Origin of the sequence: Streptomyces sp. SID13666, from assembly GCF_010548325.1 — a bacterium.
GTDB classification, from domain to species: domain Bacteria; phylum Actinomycetota; class Actinomycetes; order Streptomycetales; family Streptomycetaceae; genus Actinacidiphila; species Actinacidiphila fildesensis.
This window is the reverse complement of record NZ_JAAGLX010000039.1, coordinates 47652-63927: the sequence shown is the minus strand read 5'-3', so window position 1 is coordinate 63927 and position 16276 is coordinate 47652. Positions and strand designations below refer to the sequence as shown.

The following is a 16276-nucleotide window of genomic DNA, read 5'->3' as shown; positions in this document are numbered from 1 at the left end:
GGGGCCGCCATGAGCAAGAGCGTGGTTGTCCTCGACTACGGATTCGGCAACGTCCGCTCGGCCGAGCGCGCGCTGGCGCACGTCGGCGCCGACGTCGAGATCACCAGTGACTTCGACCGGGCCATGAACGCCGACGGGCTGCTGGTGCCCGGCGTCGGGGCGTTCGCCGCCTGCATGGCCGGGCTGAAGTCGGTCCGCGGTGAGTGGATCATCGGCCGGCGGCTGTCCGGCGGCCGGCCCGTGATGGGGATCTGCGTCGGGATGCAGATCCTGTTCGCGCGCGGGGTGGAGCACGGCACCGAGACCGAGGGCTGCGACGAGTGGCCCGGCACGGTCGAGCCGTTGCAGGCCCCGATCGTCCCGCACATGGGCTGGAACACGGTCAAGGCGCCCGAGGACACCCGGCAGTTCGCCGGTCTCGACGCCGACGCCCGCTTCTACTTCGTGCACTCGTACGCGGTGCGGGAGTGGGAGCTGGAGGTCACCAACCCCCATATCCGCTCCCCGAAGGTCACCTGGGCCACGCACGGCGAACCGTTCGTCGCCGCCGTGGAGAACGGCCCGCTGTGGGCCACCCAGTTCCACCCCGAGAAGTCCGGCGACGCCGGTGCCCAGCTGCTGACCAACTGGCTCGACCACCTCTAGAACCTCTAGGACGTCACTTCCTATGGCTACGAACCGCCTCGAACTCCTTCCCGCCGTCGACGTCCGCGACGGCCAGGCCGTCCGCCTCGTCCATGGCGAGTCCGGCTCCGAGACGTCCTACGGCGACCCGCTGGCCGCCGCCCTCGCCTGGCAGCAGGCGGGCGCCGAGTGGCTGCACCTGGTGGACCTGGACGCGGCCTTCGGCACCGGTGACAACCGGGCGCGGATCGCCGAGGTCGCGGGATCGATGGACATCAAGGTCGAGCTGTCCGGCGGCATCCGCGACGACGCGTCGCTCGCGGCGGCACTGGCCACCGGCTGCACCCGCGTCAACCTCGGCACCGCCGCCCTGGAGACGCCCGAGTGGGTCGCCAAGGTCATCGCCGAGTACGGCGACCGGATCGCGGTCGGCCTGGACGTCCGCGGCACCACCCTGCGCGGCCGCGGCTGGACCCGCGACGGCGGCGACCTGTTCGAGACGCTCGCCCGGCTGGACTCCGAAGGGTGCGCCCGGTACGTCGTCACCGACATCGCCAAGGACGGCACCCTCCAGGGACCCAACCTGGAACTGCTGAAGAACGTGTGCGCCGCCACCGACAAGCCCGTCGTCGCGTCCGGTGGCGTCTCGTCGCTCGACGATCTGCGCGCGATCGCCACGTTGGTACCCGAAGGTGTCGAAGGCGCCATCGTGGGCAAGGCCCTTTACGCCAAGGCGTTCACCTTGGAAGAGGCGTTGGAGGCCGTTTCACGATGACCGAATCCCCCGCAGTTCGCCGCGTGCAGTCCGACCACAGCCCCTGGGAGGAGACCATGGGCTTCGCCCGTGCCGTCGCGGCCGGGGACCGGGTCATCGTCGCGGGCACCATGCCACTGGTCGGCGGTGTGGTGCGGGGCGAGGGAAGCCCGTACGAGCAGACGCTGCTCGCCTTCGGCAACGCGATCGCCGCGCTGGAGCCGTTCGGCCTCGGGGCCGACAGCGTCATCCGCACCCGGATGTACCTCAGCCACGCCCGGGACGCGGAGGATGTCGGCCGCGCCCACAAGGAACTGTTCGGCGATGTACGGCCGGCCGCGACGATGGTCGTCGTCAACGGCTTCGTCGACTCGCGGGTGCTGGTCGAGGTCGAGGTCGAAGCGTATCGAGGAGCCCCTGAATGACCCTCGCGGTCCGAGTCATCCCCTGCCTGGACGTGGACAACGGCCGGGTCGTCAAGGGCGTCAACTTCCAGAACCTGCGGGACGCGGGCGACCCCGTCGAGATGGCGAAGCTCTATGACGCCGAAGGCGCGGACGAGCTGACGTTCCTCGACATCACCGCCTCCTCGGGCGACCGCGAGACCACCTACGACGTGGTGCGCCGTACCGCGGAACAGGTCTTCATCCCGCTCACCGTCGGCGGTGGCGTCCGCACCACGGACGACGTCGACAAGCTGCTGCGCGCCGGAGCGGACAAGGTCGGCGTCAACACCGCCGCCATCGCCCGCCCGGACCTGATCCGGGAGATCGCCGAGCGCTTCGGCCGACAGGTGCTCGTGCTCTCCGTCGACGCCCGGCGGAACGCGTCCGGCGGGTTCGAGGTCACCACGCACGGCGGCCGGCAGGGCACCGGTATCGACGCCGTCGAATGGGCGCACCGGGCCGCGGAACTGGGCGCCGGGGAGATCCTGCTGAACTCGATGGACGCCGACGGCACCAAGGACGGCTACGACCTCGCCATGATCGAGGCCGTCCGCAAGCACGTCACCGTCCCCGTCATCGCCTCCGGCGGCGCCGGCAAGCTCGCCGACTTCGCCCCCGCGGTGGCGGTCGGCGCCGACGCGGTGCTGGCGGCATCGGTCTTCCACTTCGGGGACCTGCGCATCGGGGACGTCAAGAACGCGCTGCGCGAGGCCGGTCACCCCGTCCGCTGAGGAGTCCGTCCGTTCACCTGCCCTTGCTCAGCGCCCGCAGGTACTCGCGGTTCATCGCCGCGATGGACGGCAGCGGGATGCCCTTCGGGCAGGCCGTGGCGCATTCACCGGTGTTGGTGCAGCCGCCGAAGCCCTCGGCGTCCATGGCCCCGACCATGTCCAGCACCCGGGACTCGCGCTCGGGCGCCCCCTGCGGCAGCACGTTGAGGTGGACGACCTTCGCGGAGGTGAAGAGCATCGCCGAGCCGTTCGGGCAGGCCGCCACACAGGCGCCGCAGCCGATGCACTCGGCGTGCTCGAAGGCGGTGTCGGCGACCGGCTTGGGCACCGCGGTGGCGTGCGCCTCCGGGGCGGCACCGGTGGGCGCGGTGATGTAGCCGCCGGAGCCGATGATGCGGTCGAACGCGGACCGGTCGACGACGAGGTCCTTGACCACCGGGAAGGCGGCGGCGCGCCACGGCTCGACGTCGATGGTGTCGCCGTCGGTGAAGTGCCGCATGTGCAGCTGGCAGGTGGTGGTCCGCTCGGGGCCGTGCGCCCGGCCGTTGATGACCATGCCGCAGGCGCCGCAGATGCCCTCGCGGCAGTCGTGGTCGAACGCGACGGGCTCGTCACCGGCGAGGATCAGCTCCTCGTTCAGATGGTCCAGCATCTCCAGGAACGACATGTCGGGGGAGATGCCGGTGACGTCGTAGGTGGTCATCCGGCCCGGCTCGTCGGGGCCGGTCTGCCGCCAGATGCGCAGGGTCAGTTTCACGCGTAGCTCCGCTGGGTGGGGTGGACGTGCTCGAAGACCAGGTCTTCGCGGTGCAGGACGGGGGCGCGGCCGATACCGGTGAACTCCCAGGCCGCGGCGTACGCGAAGGACTCGTCGTCGCGGGCGGCCTCGCCGTCCGGGGTCTGGCTCTCCTCGCGGAAGTGGCCGCCGCACGACTCGGCGCGGTGCAGGGCGTCCAGGCACATCAGCTCGGCGAGTTCCAGATGGTCGGCGATGCGGTTGGCCTGCTCCAGCGACTGGTTGAGGTCGGCGCCGGAGCCCGGCACCCTGACCCGGCGCCAGAACTCGTCGCGCAGCTGCGGGATGCGGTTCAGGGCCTTGCGCAGCCCGGTCTCGGTGCGGGCCATGCCGCACTCGTCCCAGAGCAGCTCGCCCAGTTCGCGGTGGAAGGACTCGGGGGTGCGGTCGCCGTTGACGGCGAGCAGCAGGTTGAGCCGGTCCTCGGTGTCGGCGACGGCCTCGGCGACCGCCGGATGCGCGGGGTCCACGGTGTCGTGCGGGTGCCGGGCCAGATAGTCGTTGAGGGTGGCCGGCAGGACGAAGTAGCCGTCGGCCAGGCCCTGCATGAGGGCGCTGGCGCCCAGCCGGTTGGCGCCGTGGTCGGAGAAGTTGGCCTCGCCGATGGCGAAGAGACCGGGCACCGTGGTCTGCAGGTCGTAGTCGACCCACAGGCCGCCCATCGTGTAGTGGATCGCGGGATAGATCCGCATCGGCGCCCCGTACGGGTCCTCGGCGGTGATCCGCGCGTACATCTCGAAGAGGTTGCCGTACTTCTCCTCCACCGCGGCGCGGCCGGTCCTGGCGATGGCGTCGGCGAAGTCCAGATAGACGCCCTGCCCGCCGGGTCCGACGCCGCGCCCCTCGTCGCACACGTTCTTGGCGGCGCGCGAGGCGATGTCGCGGGGCACCAGGTTGCCGAACGCCGGGTAGAGCCGCTCCAGGTAGTAGTCCCGCTCCTCCTCCGGGATCGCGTTCGGCGGGCGTTCGTCGCCCCGCACCTTCGGGACCCAGATCCGGCCGTCGTTGCGCAGCGACTCGCTCATCAGCGTCAGCTTCGACTGGTGGTCGCCGGAGCGCGGGATGCAGGTGGGGTGGATCTGGGTGAAGCAGGGATTGGCGAAGTACGCGCCGCGCCGGTGGGCCCGCCAGATGGCGGTGGCGTTGGAGTTCTTGGCGTTGGTCGACAGATGGAAGACGTTGCCGTAGCCGCCGGAGGCGAGCACCACCGCGTCCGCGAAGTAGGTGTCGATGCGGCCGGTGACCAGATCGCGGGCGACGATGCCGCGCGCCCGGCCGTCGACCACGATCAGATCGAGCATCTCGGTCCGCGCGTGCATCTCGACCGTGCCGGCCGCGATCTGCCGGGTGAGCGCCTGGTACGCGCCGAGCAGCAGCTGCTGGCCGGTCTGCCCGCGGGCGTAGAAGGTCCGCGACACCTGGACGCCGCCGAACGAGCGGGTGTCGAGGAGACCGCCGTACTCGCGGGCGAACGGGACGCCCTGGGCGACGCACTGGTCGATGATCTCCACCGACACCTGCGCGAGGCGGTGCACATTGGACTCCCGGGCGCGGAAGTCACCGCCCTTGACGGTGTCGTAGAACAGCCGCTGCACCGAGTCGCCGTCGTTGCGGTAGTTCTTGGCGGCGTTGATGCCGCCCTGCGCGGCGATGGAGTGCGCCCTGCGCGGCGAGTCCTGATAGCAGAACTGCACGACGTGGTAGCCCTGTTCGGCCAGCGTGGCGCCGGCCGCGCCGCCGGCCAGCCCGGTGCCGACCACGATGACGGTGTGCCGGCGGCGGTTGGCCGGGTTCACCAGCTTCGCCTCGAAGCGGCGGCGGTCCCAGCGCTCGGCGATCGGGCCTTCGGGGGCCTTGGTGTCGACGACGGGTTCGCCGGTGGTCCAGCGCGAGTAGTCGGTCATGTCAGCTCACGACTCCAGTCATGACGGCAACGGGCACGGCGATGAATCCGCAGGTCAGGACGAGCGCCAGGGCGTTGGCCAGGGCTTTCAGCGCGCGATCCCGCCGGGCGTTGTTGGCGCCGAGGGTCTGCGCGGCGCTCCAGAAGCCGTGCCGGATGTGCAGGCCGAGGGCGAGCATCGCCACGATGTAGAAGACATCGGCGTACCAGTTGCGGAAGTCGGCGACGATGTTCTCGTAGGGGTGGTGCGCCTGGCCGCGCGGATTCACCGTCAGCGTCGTCAGGTCCAGGATGTGCCAGACGATGAACAGCGCGAGGATCACGCCGCCCCAGCGCATGGTGCGGGTGGCGTAACTGGCGCGCTGCCGCCGGTGGGCGTACTTCGCGGGCCGGGCGGCCCGGTCCCGCCGGCTCAGCTGGTACGCCGCGACGCCGTGCAACACGACGGCCGCCACCAGGCCCAGCCGCATCAGCCACAGGAACCAGCCGTAGTGCAGCACGGGATCGCCGATGGTGCGCAGCCAGGCCGCGTAGGCGTTGAACTCCGGGGCGCCGAAGAAGATCTTCAGATTGCCGAGCATGTGCCCGACGAGGAACAGCAGCATCGCCACCCCGGTGACGGCCATGACCGCCTTCTTGCCGACGGTCGAACGCCACAGGGCCGCCGCGGGGGATGGTCGCCGTTCCGTACGTGTCGCCAGTGCCATGGACAGGACGCTAGGCCGGGCGCCGCCATCCGTCCAAGACATGATGTGGCTGCTTTCGATAGGCAATGCCTATGCGGCGATCTAGGCTGGCACCATGCAGCTGCACCAGCTCCAGTACTTCGCCGCCGTCGCGGACCTGCGGCACTTCACCCGCGCCGCCGAGAGCGTCCATGTGGCCCAGCCGTCGCTGTCGCAGCAGATCCGGGCGCTGGAACGGGAACTGGGCGCCGAGCTGTTCCACCGCGCCCGGGGCCACATCACCCTCACCGACGCGGGGGAGGTCCTGCTGCCGCTGGCCCGCCGGATCCTCGCCGACGCCGAGACCGCGCGCCGCGAGGTCCAGGAGGTGGCCCACCTCCAGCGCGGCCGGGTGCGGCTCGGGGCGCCGCCGAGCTTGTGCGCCAGCCTGGTCCCCGATGTCCTGAAGGACTTCCATTGGCGGTACCCCGGTGTCGACCTGGTGGTCCACGAGGACGGCTCGCAGGACCTCGTGCGGGTACTGGCCGCAGGGGAGCTCGACCTCGCCCTGATCATCACTCCGCTCCCCGTCCAGGCCCCCGCCCTGGCCACCGAGGAGCTCCTGCGCGAGGAGCTGGTGACGGTCTCTTCGCCGGCCGATCCCGCTCCGGTGCGCCGCAAGCAGCTGCGGATCGAGGACCTGCGCGGCCGTCCGATGGTGATGTTCCGCCGTGGCTACGACCTGCGGGAGTACACCCTCGCGGCCTGCCGGGCGGCCGGCTTCGAGCCGTCCTTCTCCGTCGAGGGCGGTGAGATGGACGCGGTTCTCGGCTTCGTCCGGGCCGGCCTGGGCCTCGCCGTGGTCCCCAGCATGGTCGCGGAGCGCTCCGGCCTGCGCATCACCCCGTTCGCCGCCCCGGGCCTGCACCGCACCATCTCCGTCGCGCACCGCGGCGACGTCTCCCCGCCCCGCGCCGCCCGCGAACTGCGCCGCATCCTGCTGGACGCCACACGGGACCGGTGACTGCTTCCGGCCCCGCCGACGGCTGCGCGACGGACCCGCCCTAGAGGCCGAGCTTGGTGTCGTACACCTTGGCCACGGCGGCCTTGTCGCCCTCGGTCTCGACCCGCGCCGCCTCCTGGCGGCCGAAGGCGAAGATCGTCAGCTCGCCCGGTTCACCGGTGACCGTCACGACCGGTGTGCCCTTGTGGGCGACGGCGGTCTGGCCGTCGGGGCGGCGCAGGACCAGCCCGACCGGGGACCTGCGGCCCGCGACCCGGGCCATGCGCTCCAGGCGCTTCCAGAGGGCGTCGGAGAAGACGCTGTCCAGCTCGCGGGGAGTCCACTCCGGCTGGGCGCGGCGGACGTCCTCGGCGTGGACGAAGAACTCGACGGTGTTGGCCGCCTCGTCGACCTGCTTGAGGGAGAACGGCGACATCCGCGGCGGCCCGGTGCGGATGAGCTGCACCAGCTCCTCGAACGGCTTCCGCGCGAACTCCTGCCGGACGCGCTCCATCCGGGCCGCGAGCTGCGGGATCACGATCCCGGCGGCGGCGTCGCTGCGGCGTTCGCGGATGACGACGTGCGCGGCCAGATCGCGGGCGGTCCAGCCGTCGCAGAGCGTCGGAGCACCCGCCCCGGCGCTCTCCAGCAGATCGGCGAGGAGCAGACGTTCACGCTGCGCATGAGTCGACATGACGTCAGGTTAGGTCCACTCCTCGCCGCGCGGCTACGGCAGGGCCTTGGTGAGCTTCTTCCCGTCGACCTTGTTGCTGAGGGTCAGCGAGCAGGAGATCGTGTCCTTCTTCTGGATCTGGTACGTCATGAGCGACGGGTACAGCGCGTAGTAGTAGTAGGTCTTGCCGTCGGCCGGGATACGGGCGAGACGCTTCTTGGCGTCCGGCTCGCACAGCTTCAGTACCTTGCTCTGGAGCTCGGTCTCGGTGGTGAAGCTGCCGGTCAGGGTCTCGTTCGCGACGACCTCGCCGTCGTGCGGCGAACTGCACGAGCGGGTCGTGACGACGGACACGCTGCTGTCCAGGCCGGGGTGGTCGAAGCACTTGCCCGGGTTCAGCACGACGTACGGCACCAGGTCCGGGGTCGGGCTGCTGCTGGTGGAGCCGGTGGTCGGCAGGTCGGTGGGAATGTCGAGCGTCGGCAGGTCGGTCGGCAGCGTCACCGTCGGCGTCGGGAACGCGGAGGTGGACGACGACGAGCTGGAGCTCGTCAGCGCGTCCGGCTTCTTGTCGTCGCCACCGCTGCTGGCCAGGACTATGCCGCCGATGATCGCCCCGACGACGACCACCGCACCGATCGCGATCGCCGCGTTCCGGCCGTTGTTGTTGCCGCCACCGGGCGGCGGAGGATAGCCGCCGCCACCCGGCGGATAGCCGTAGCCGCCGGGGGGCACCGGCGGTCCGGGAGGACCGGGCGGGCCGTAGCCGCCCTGGCCTCCTTGGCCACCACCCTGCGGATATCCGTAACCGCCCTGGCCGCCTTGCGGATAGCCGTAGCCGTCACCCGGCGGAGGAGGTGGTGTCGGCGGACCAAAGTTCTGCGGCGGACCGAAGCCGCCACCTTGCCCTGGTGGCGGCTGACCGTTCGGCGGAGGCGGAGGAAAACCCATGCACGAAGGATGCCCCATACGGGTGACAACAGCGAGCGACTAGGGAATCAAGGTCGGTGAACCTGCCGCGTTCATCACCGAACGCACCTTTTGGGCGGCGCAAAAGGCCGGAAGGACCGGCGGCACAATAGAGGCATGCCCGACACCGCCGCACCGTCTCCCGCGTCCCCGTCCTCCCCGCTCGACCCGGCCGTGGCCGCCCGCCTCAAGCGCACCGCCGACGGGCTCGTCCCCGCCATCGCGCAGCAGTACGACACCGGCGAGGTGCTCATGCTCGGCTGGATGGACGACGAGGCGCTGCACCGCACGCTCACCACCGGCCGCTGCACGTACTGGAGCCGCAGCCGTGGCGAGTACTGGGTCAAGGGCGACACCTCGGGGCACGTCCAGCACGTCAAGTCCGTCGCCCTCGACTGCGACGGCGACACCCTGCTCGTCAAGGTCGACCAGACCGGTGCCGCCTGCCACACCGGCGACCGCACCTGCTTCGACGCCGACCCGCTGCCGCTGGGCCCCTGACCCCCTGATGCGGGGGTTCCGCCCTCGTCCGTCCCGGTCCGCCCTCGTCCGTCCCACCATCCCGGTGACCTTCCGGCCTGGCCGTAAACGTTATCGGCCACTGTGGCAAGCTGTCGGTCCGCGGATCGATGGGAGGGTTCGATGACGGACCTGGGGTACGACCTGGGGGCACTGGACGCGTTCACCGGCCAGCTCACCCGGATCAAACAGGGGCTCGAATCCAGCCACTCGGTGATCGACTCCTTCGACTCCGACTACGGCGACGGCCGGGTCCGCGACGCGATGCACCACTTCGAGAAGCGCTGGCGCGACGGGCGCGGCCATGTCGAGAACACGGCCGGCGTCCTGTCCTCCATGGTCACCGAGGCCGTGAAGGCCTACACCAAGGTCGACGAGGACCTCGCCAAGCAGCTGCGCGACGGCACCAAGGCACCGCAGTGAGCGGCCCCAGGTTCGACACGGGCGTCGGCTACACCCTGCGCGTCCCCGGCAGCTGGTTCGAGGTCGACGTCCGCCCCGCGACCCGCGCCGCCTCGGCGGCCGACCTCGTCAGCCGGCGCCTCACCGATCTGCCCGAACTGCGCGAGCGCCGCTCCGACATCGTCCGGCTGCTGCGCAACCAGGCGGCGGCCGCCTGGAACGCCGGCGCGGTCTACTGCGCGGTGATGGCGGAATCGGTCGCGGACGGCCTGCTGCCCGCCTGCGTCACCGTCTCCTTCGTCGCCGGCCCGGCCGACGCGAGCAGCGACGCCGAGGACCGGCTGTCCCCGCTGCTCGCACCGCTCACCGCGAAGACGGCCAAGGCCGAGGGCGACACCTGGACCGAGCTGTCCACCGTCGAACTCCCGGACGCCGGGCCCGCCGCCCGCAGCCACGGGGTCGAGGACATCGAGGACGAGTCGGGCCGCCCGATGCGCGTCGTCACCATGCAGACCTTCGTACCGCTGCGGGACGTGAACCGCGTCGCCATCGTCTCGTGCAGCAGTCCCGCCGTGGAGGTGGCGCCGGCGCTGCTCGACGTCTTCGACGCGATCAGCTCCACCTTCCGCCTGTTCCGCGCAGCCGACCTCGTGGAGACCACATCGTGAGCCGCCCGGCCGACTGGTACATCCTCGACCTGCACGAGGACCCGACCCCGGGGGACGTCTTCCGGGTCCGCCAACTCGCCACCACCACCCGCCGGATCGCCGACGACGCGGAGGCCGCGTCCCGCAACGTCCGGGCCCTCGCCGGTGACCACGCGACGATGACGTGGGTGGGCGCCGCCGGTGACGTCTTCAAGGAGGCGATCGGCAAGTTCCCCGGGCAGCTCGACAAGGTCGCGCACTCCCACCACCTGGCCGCCGACGCACTCGACGGCTACGCGACGTCCCTCGACTCGGCGCAGAGCCAGGCGGACCGGGCGCTCTCCCAGGGCCGCCAGGTCTACGACCAGGTGAAGAGCCTGCACGCGCAGCTCGTCACGGCCCACGGCTCGCTCACGACGCTGGACAAGGCGGTCGCCCCGCCCGACCCCGACCAGGTCAAGGAGCAGGCCCGCAAGCACACCGCCGCCCAGGGCCAGGTCACGTCCCTGCAGTCGCAGCTCAGCGGCCCCCAGGCGCAGCTGGACGCCGCCAAGCGGCTCGCCGGGCAGGCGGCGGAGCTGCGGAACACCGCCGCCGACACCGCGAGCAGGTCACTGCACGAGGCCGCCGACGCGGGCATCCCGCCGGACTCGTTCTGGCACAAGCTCGGGGACCTCGCCGCCAAGGCGTGGAACGGCCTCATCGTCGTCGCGAAGATCGTGGTCGCGGTCGGCGGCATCATCGCGCTCATCATCGGCGGCCCGATCGCGTGGATCGTCTTCGCGGCGGCACTGCTGGTGCTCGCGGACACCATCGCCAAGTACACCCAGGGGAAAGCGACCCTGTGGGATGTGGCCCTCGCGGCGCTGAGCTGCATTCCCATGACGAAGGGCCTCACCTCGCTGGGCGCGCTGAAGGGCGCCTTCGCGGCCGAGGGGCTGCTCGGCGTGGGCAGCCATCTGCTGGGTGCCGGATGGGGTGCGATCAAGGGCATCGGCACCGGCGCGATGGCCCTGTGGAAGGGCCGCTCGGCCATCCCGGGACTGCTGCGCGCCCTGCCGTTCACCGCACTGGGCAAGCTGACGTCGATGGCCACCGAGCTGCGGTACGGGGCCTCCGGCGCGCTGACCGGGTTCGGGGCCGGCTTCGGTGACGGGGCGGGGCTCTTCGGCTCGTTCCGGTCCAGCCTCTCCGAGGGCCTCCAGGGCTGGCGCGGCGGCACCCAGGCGGCGTCGGAACTGCCGTCCCAGGGAGCGCGCGCCTGGCAGGGCTCGGGCGGCTACCCGGGGATCGACCTGTGGCACGACACCGTCATCCCGGCAGGCACCAACACGGAGGCGCTGCACCCGCGCATCACCGGATTCGTGATGCCGGAGGGGACGATGGCGTCCCTGGGCGCGGATTCCACCGAGATCAGCAAGGGAGTTCAAGTAGGACCGTCCGACAAGGGCGGCTTCATCCTGCATGAGTACCGGACCGAGGGCGTCACCCTGCGGTTCAACTCCGACGTGCCGGCGGCCGGCGCCTACGCGAACGCCAACCCGCAGTTCGGAGGAGGCGGCCTGCCGCAGTACTTCGTTCCCGACGTGATGTCGCACATCGACTCCGGCGCCATCTCGGTCATCGACCACAGCGGCAACGTCCTGCCGGTCGCGCCGAACGGTGTCGCCACGGTCGGTCCCGGGCAGAACATCCCGCTGAACAACTTCGACCGGGTGCCCGGCTCGCCCATCCTGACCAACAACGTCACGGCCGCTACGGCCCGGGGCGGTATCACCATCGTCGGCGGGATCACCCAAGGAGCGGTCCACGGCGCCAGAATCACCGAGCCGAGCAGGTGAGCGAAGAGATGACGGAAGACCCCCGGCTGCGTATCGCGGCTTCGAGTGCGGGCGGGACCGAGTGGGCGCACCTGGACGCGCTGGTGGCCGCCGAGGTGTCCTGGGGAAACCGGGTCAAGAAGTACTGGTATGTCGTCGACCCGCACTTCGGGGACTGGGAACTCACCTTTGACAAGCCCTTCCACGTGGCCCGGCTCAGGGAGACGTTCATCTTTCCCCCCAGCATTCAACTGATGACCGTCGAGGCGCAGCCGAACGGCCTCGGTGCCAGGATGTTCCTGAGCGACAACCTGAACAGGCTCGGGATCTCGGCGCCGCTGTCCAAGGACCTGCCCGCCGTCAACGCGGAGATCGAGCTATGAGCGAGCACGCCGAACAGGGTCCCCGGCCGATCGAGGTCTCCCCGCTGATCTACCGGCTGGCCGACAGCGTCGTGCTGATCGGTGTGCGGACGGGCGACCGCGGCCCGGAACCGCTCTACACGGATGTCTCCGGAGCCCTGTGCGCCGTCGCGTACACCGACCCGGAGGAGATCCGGCGCGATCTGCCCGAGGGCTACCGGCTGTTCCAGATCACCGTTCCCGAACTGCTCGCCCAACTGCCGCCCGCGGCCGGGCTGATCATCGATCCGCGCGCCGCCTCGCCGATCCACGTGGCCGCCGAGGAGCGCGATGTGGTGATCGCGGCGGGCCTGCCGTTCCCGGCCGGCGCGTACATCAAGGTCAAGGCGTCCGCGGACCCGCAGCCCCGGCTGCTGGCCGCCGCACTGCCGCGGATCGAGGCGCTGGCCGCGGTGCGGCGGCTGTACCTCACGCGCTACCGGGTCGCGGACGCCCGGGAGAAGATCCTGGTGGTGTACGAGGTCGACGCGGTGCCGGGAGCCGACACCGCGGCCGCGGACGCGGTGATGGCCGCCGCGGCCGACATCGCCCTGGCCGACCCGATGCAGATCGTGGCCCTCGGCGACGTTCCGGAGGACCTGCGCGCCGTCGTTCTCGCCGACGTCGAGCCCGCGTACGTGCGGCCGGATCTGCGGGGCTGAGCGGGCGCCCGCCCGCAGGCCCATTACGCTGCCGCTATGACCACCGCTACTGTCGCGCCCGACCTCGAAACGTTCCGCAAGCTGGCGGAGGACCGCCGGGTGATCCCCGTCAGCCGGAGGCTGTTGGCGGACGGTGACACCCCGGTCGGGCTGTACCGCAAGCTCGCGGGCGAGCGTCCTGGGACGTTCCTGCTGGAGTCGGCGGAGAACGGCCGCTCGTGGTCGCGGTACTCGTTCGTCGGGGTGCGCAGCGCCGCGACGCTGACCGAGCGCGACGGGCAGGCGCACTGGCAGGGGACCCCGCCGGTGGGCGTGCCGACCGGCGGCGATCCGCTGGAGGCGCTGCGGGTCACGGTCGAGACCCTGCACACCCCGCGCGACCTGCACGCGGGCGGCGGGCTGCCGCCGTTCACCGGCGGGATGGTCGGCTACCTCGGCTACGACATCGTGCGCCGCCTGGAGAAGATCGGCGAGCACGGCGAGGACGAACTGCGGCTGCCCGAGCTGACGATGCTGCTCACCTCGGACCTGGCGGTGCTGGACCACTGGGACGGCAGCGTGCTGCTGATCGCGAACGCGATCAACCACAACGACCTGGCCACCGGCATCGACGAGGCGTACGCCGACGCCGTCGCCCGGCTGGACGCGATGGCCGCGGACCTGGCCCGGCCGGCCGGGTCGGCCGCCGTCGAGCTGCCCGCCTCGGAGCTGCCGGAGTTCACCGGGCGCTGGGGATCGGCGGCCTATCAGGCGGCCGTCGAGGACATCAAGGAGCGGATCCGGGCGGGCGAGGCGTTCCAGGTGGTGCCCTCGCAGCGGTTCGAGACCCCGTGTCCGGCGAGCGCGCTGGACGTGTATCGGGTGCTGCGGGCGACCAACCCGAGTCCGTACATGTACCTGTTCCGCTTCGACGGCTTCGACGTCGTGGGCTCCAGCCCCGAGGCGCTGGTCAAGGTCGAGGACGGCCGGGCGCTGGTGCACCCGATCGCCGGCACCCGGCCGCGCGGTGCGACCCCGCAGGAGGACGCGGCGCTCGGGGAGGAACTGATGGCGGACCCCAAGGAGCGTGCCGAGCATCTGATGCTGGTGGACCTGGGCCGCAACGACCTGGGGCGGGTGTGCGAACCGGGCAGCGTCGAGGTCGTGGACTTCATGTCCGTCGAGCGCTACAGCCACGTCATGCACATCGTCTCGACCGTCACCGGCCGGGTGGCCGAGGGCCGCACCGCCTTCGACGTGCTGACGGCCTGCTTCCCGGCCGGCACCCTCTCGGGCGCCCCCAAGCCGCGCGCGATGCAGATCATCGACGAGCTGGAGCCGGTCCGCCGCGGTCTGTACGGCGGCTGCGTCGGCTATCTGGACTTCGCCGGCGACTCCGACACCGCGATCGCCATCCGCACCGCGCTGCTGCGCGACGGCACGGCGTACGTCCAGGCGGGCGCCGGTGTCGTCGCCGACTCGGACCCGGTCGCCGAGGACACCGAGTGCCGCAACAAGGCGGCGGCGGTGCTGCGCGCGGTGGCGACCGCGAGCCGGCTGCACACCGACGCGCAGGCGTGACCGCCGGAACGCCGGTGGGAACACGCGAAGGCGGGGCGGCCCGGATCGGGCCGCCCCGCCGTGCTTCACGGGGCCGTCAGCCCGTGAAGGCCGAGGTGCCGTTCGGGGTGCCGAGTCCCGTCGGGCCGTCGTAGCCGGCCTTGGCGGTGCACAGGTACGAGCCCGAGCAGCTGCCGTTGGAGCCGCTCGTCACGTCGTTGAGCGCCGAGGTGTGGGCGTACGGGAACGAGGTCGGGTACGAACCGGACGACGGGGCGCCGGCGATGGCGTACACACCCGCGATGATCGGCGCCGAGGCGCTGGTGCCACCGAAGGTGTAGTAGCCGGCGGCGATCCCGTACGAGTCGTAGATCGCGACACCGGTGGCCGGGTCGGCGACCGCCGAGACGTCGGAGATGGTCCGCTTGGCGCAGCCGGTGTCCTGCTGCCAGGACTGCTTGGCGTCGTAGGCGGAGCAGCCGGAGCCGGTGCCCTCGGTGCTGTTCGTGGACCAGACGGTCTCGGTCCAGCCGCGGGCGTTGGAGGCGGTCTTGAGGGCGGTGCCGCCGACCGAGGTCACGTACTTGGAGGCGGCGGGGTACTCGGCGCCGTAGGCGGAGTCACCGGCGCTGACCGTGATCGCCACACCCGGGTGGTTGAAGTAGCTGCTGTCGTAGGAGGCGTCGGAGGAGGACTCCCCGCCGCCGTAGCTGTTCGAGACGTACTTCGCGCCCAGGGTGACGGCACGGTTCACCGCGGTGCCGAGGTTCGCCATCGAGGGGGTCTTGGCCTCGACGAGCAGGATCTTGCACTTGGGGCAGATCGCGCTGGCCATGTCGAGGTCGAGGGATATCTCCTCCGACCAGCCGGCGTCGGCGGTGGGCAGCGCGGTGGTGCTGCCGGTCTGACCGACCTTCTTGAAGCAGCCGTTGGCCGTGGTGCAGGCCGGCAGTCCGTAGTGCGCGCGGTAGACGCCGAGGTCCGCCTCGGCGTTCGGGTCGTCGTAGGCGTCGACGATCGCGATCGTCCGCCCGGCGCCGTTGGCGGCCGCCGCGGAGGTCAGCCCGTAGGCCTTCTGAAGATCGCTCGGGCCGTAACCTGTGGGGGTGGCGGCGGCCGCATCGGGGGTGATCGTCGTGCCTCGGACGTTGGTGGTGTGCACCGTGCCGCTGGTGACGCGGAGCGCCCTGCACGCCATCTCGCCCGCCTTGGGCAGGGCACAGGCGCGCGCGGTGTGCACGGCCTGGTCCGCGTTCACTGCGACGTTCCGGGCGGTCGCGGCGGTCCGCGCGACCGGCTGCGCGTCGGCGGACGGGGCGATGGCGAAGCCCGCCAGGGCCAGTGCCGCGACGGCGGTGAGGGAGAGTCCGGCGCGCCGAAGCGACGCCGGAGTAAGGGTTGTGCGCAACGTACTGCCTCCTGTGGCGGTAAACCGGGGGCTGTGCGGGGGGAATTGATCCGCTGGAGCGAGGTGGTCGCACGGGGGATCGGCGCGAACGTATGGTGACGGGCGCACGTCAACAAGACGGCAGACGGAGTCTCTACCTCCGCTTTGCTTTCGGCAGTGATCGCATGGGTGAAAACTTGCTCACTCATGGGCTGGTCGGTGCATGAAATCGACTCGTGGTGGTCTGTCCCTGATCGGTCCCCCGCCTGTGCCGCCCGCGGGCCGACGCGCGATAGTGGTCTACGTGACTGCCGTGCCCCAGCCCCGCCCCGCCG

General features: G+C 71.3%; 18 protein-coding genes. 12 read left to right on the top strand and 6 right to left on the bottom strand.

Annotated features, from left to right (window positions below; translation table 11 throughout):
• Positions 1-9: 9 nt before the first annotated feature.
• Genes hisH through hisF form a run of 4 tightly spaced genes read left to right on the top strand, consistent with a single transcriptional unit; the run spans position 10 to position 2555 of the window.
• Positions 10-645 (top strand): imidazole glycerol phosphate synthase subunit HisH, encoded by a 636-nt coding sequence (hisH, locus tag G3I60_RS34100; RefSeq protein ID WP_138356933.1) that lies wholly within the window; start codon positions 10-12, stop codon positions 643-645.
• A 22-nt stretch (positions 646-667) separates the two neighbouring features.
• The gene (gene priA / locus G3I60_RS34095) at positions 668-1399 is read left to right on the top strand and encodes a bifunctional 1-(5-phosphoribosyl)-5-((5-phosphoribosylamino)methylideneamino)imidazole-4-carboxamide isomerase/phosphoribosylanthranilate isomerase PriA (RefSeq protein WP_138356932.1); all 732 of its coding nucleotides are present in this window, start codon (positions 668-670) and stop codon (positions 1397-1399) included.
• Entirely contained in the window at positions 1396-1803 is a 408-nt protein-coding gene (locus G3I60_RS34090) for a RidA family protein (RefSeq protein WP_138356931.1), read from the top strand. Before priA ends, G3I60_RS34090 begins: the two co-directional genes overlap by 4 nt.
• Positions 1800-2555 (top strand): imidazole glycerol phosphate synthase subunit HisF, encoded by a 756-nt coding sequence (gene hisF, locus G3I60_RS34085; RefSeq protein ID WP_138356930.1) that lies wholly within the window; start codon positions 1800-1802, stop codon positions 2553-2555. Before G3I60_RS34090 ends, hisF begins: the two co-directional genes overlap by 4 nt.
• 13 nt (positions 2556-2568) lie before the next feature.
• Here the strand turns inward: hisF and G3I60_RS34080 are convergent, their stop codons facing one another.
• Genes G3I60_RS34080 through G3I60_RS34070 form a run of 3 tightly spaced genes read right to left on the bottom strand, consistent with a single transcriptional unit; the run spans position 2569 to position 5961 of the window.
• Positions 2569-3312, bottom strand: a complete 744-nt coding sequence (locus tag G3I60_RS34080; RefSeq protein ID WP_138356929.1) for a succinate dehydrogenase/fumarate reductase iron-sulfur subunit — start codon at positions 3310-3312, stop codon at positions 2569-2571.
• Positions 3309-5255, bottom strand: coding sequence for a fumarate reductase/succinate dehydrogenase flavoprotein subunit (locus G3I60_RS34075; RefSeq protein ID WP_164296053.1), 1947 nt, complete (start codon positions 5253-5255; stop codon positions 3309-3311). The genes G3I60_RS34080 and G3I60_RS34075 overlap by 4 nt, the downstream gene beginning before the upstream one ends.
• A gap of 1 nt (position 5256) precedes the next feature.
• Positions 5257-5961 carry a succinate dehydrogenase cytochrome b subunit gene (locus G3I60_RS34070; protein ID WP_164296054.1) on the bottom strand — a complete coding sequence of 235 codons (705 nt, stop codon included), beginning with the start codon at positions 5959-5961 and terminating at the stop codon, positions 5257-5259.
• Positions 5962-6055: 94 nt separating this feature from the next.
• Between G3I60_RS34070 and G3I60_RS34065 the strand changes: the two genes are divergently transcribed.
• The gene (locus G3I60_RS34065; protein ID WP_164296055.1) at positions 6056-6943 is read left to right on the top strand and encodes a LysR family transcriptional regulator; all 888 of its coding nucleotides are present in this window, start codon (positions 6056-6058) and stop codon (positions 6941-6943) included.
• Between the two features lie 40 nt (positions 6944-6983).
• On the opposite strand, the gene G3I60_RS34060 is transcribed toward G3I60_RS34065, so the two are convergent.
• Both G3I60_RS34060 and G3I60_RS34055 read right to left on the bottom strand, forming a co-directional pair.
• Positions 6984-7616 carry a TIGR03085 family metal-binding protein gene (locus G3I60_RS34060; protein WP_164296056.1) on the bottom strand — a complete coding sequence of 211 codons (633 nt, stop codon included), beginning with the start codon at positions 7614-7616 and terminating at the stop codon, positions 6984-6986.
• 33 nt (positions 7617-7649) lie between these two features.
• Entirely contained in the window at positions 7650-8330 is a 681-nt protein-coding gene (locus tag G3I60_RS34055; RefSeq protein ID WP_138356924.1) for a hypothetical protein, read from the bottom strand.
• A 351-nt stretch (positions 8331-8681) separates the two neighbouring features.
• Here G3I60_RS34055 and hisI point away from each other — a divergent pair, with 351 nt between their 5' ends.
• From hisI to G3I60_RS34020, 7 genes are all read left to right on the top strand, one after another.
• On the top strand, positions 8682-9065 hold the full coding sequence (gene hisI, locus G3I60_RS34050; RefSeq protein ID WP_164296057.1) for a phosphoribosyl-AMP cyclohydrolase: 384 nt from the start codon (positions 8682-8684) through the stop codon (positions 9063-9065).
• A 141-nt stretch (positions 9066-9206) separates the two neighbouring features.
• Positions 9207-9506 carry a hypothetical protein gene (locus tag G3I60_RS34045; RefSeq protein WP_138356922.1) on the top strand — a complete coding sequence of 100 codons (300 nt, stop codon included), beginning with the start codon at positions 9207-9209 and terminating at the stop codon, positions 9504-9506.
• Entirely contained in the window at positions 9503-10153 is a 651-nt protein-coding gene (locus tag G3I60_RS34040; protein ID WP_164296058.1) for a hypothetical protein, read from the top strand. The genes G3I60_RS34045 and G3I60_RS34040 overlap by 4 nt, the downstream gene beginning before the upstream one ends.
• Entirely contained in the window at positions 10150-11973 is a 1824-nt protein-coding gene (locus G3I60_RS34035; RefSeq protein WP_164296059.1) for a putative T7SS-secreted protein, read from the top strand. Before G3I60_RS34040 ends, G3I60_RS34035 begins: the two co-directional genes overlap by 4 nt.
• 8 nt (positions 11974-11981) lie before the next feature.
• Positions 11982-12335 (top strand): hypothetical protein, encoded by a 354-nt coding sequence (locus G3I60_RS34030; RefSeq protein ID WP_138356919.1) that lies wholly within the window; start codon positions 11982-11984, stop codon positions 12333-12335.
• The gene (locus G3I60_RS34025) at positions 12332-13015 is read left to right on the top strand and encodes an enhanced serine sensitivity protein SseB C-terminal domain-containing protein (protein WP_138356918.1); all 684 of its coding nucleotides are present in this window, start codon (positions 12332-12334) and stop codon (positions 13013-13015) included. The genes G3I60_RS34030 and G3I60_RS34025 overlap by 4 nt, the downstream gene beginning before the upstream one ends.
• Before the next feature lie 36 nt (positions 13016-13051).
• Entirely contained in the window at positions 13052-14575 is a 1524-nt protein-coding gene (locus G3I60_RS34020; protein ID WP_138356917.1) for an anthranilate synthase component I, read from the top strand.
• A 76-nt stretch (positions 14576-14651) separates the two neighbouring features.
• On the opposite strand, the gene G3I60_RS34015 is transcribed toward G3I60_RS34020, so the two are convergent.
• Positions 14652-15962 carry a peptidase S8 gene (locus G3I60_RS34015; RefSeq protein WP_164296060.1) on the bottom strand — a complete coding sequence of 437 codons (1311 nt, stop codon included), beginning with the start codon at positions 15960-15962 and terminating at the stop codon, positions 14652-14654.
• Between the last annotated feature and the right edge of the window lie 314 nt (positions 15963-16276).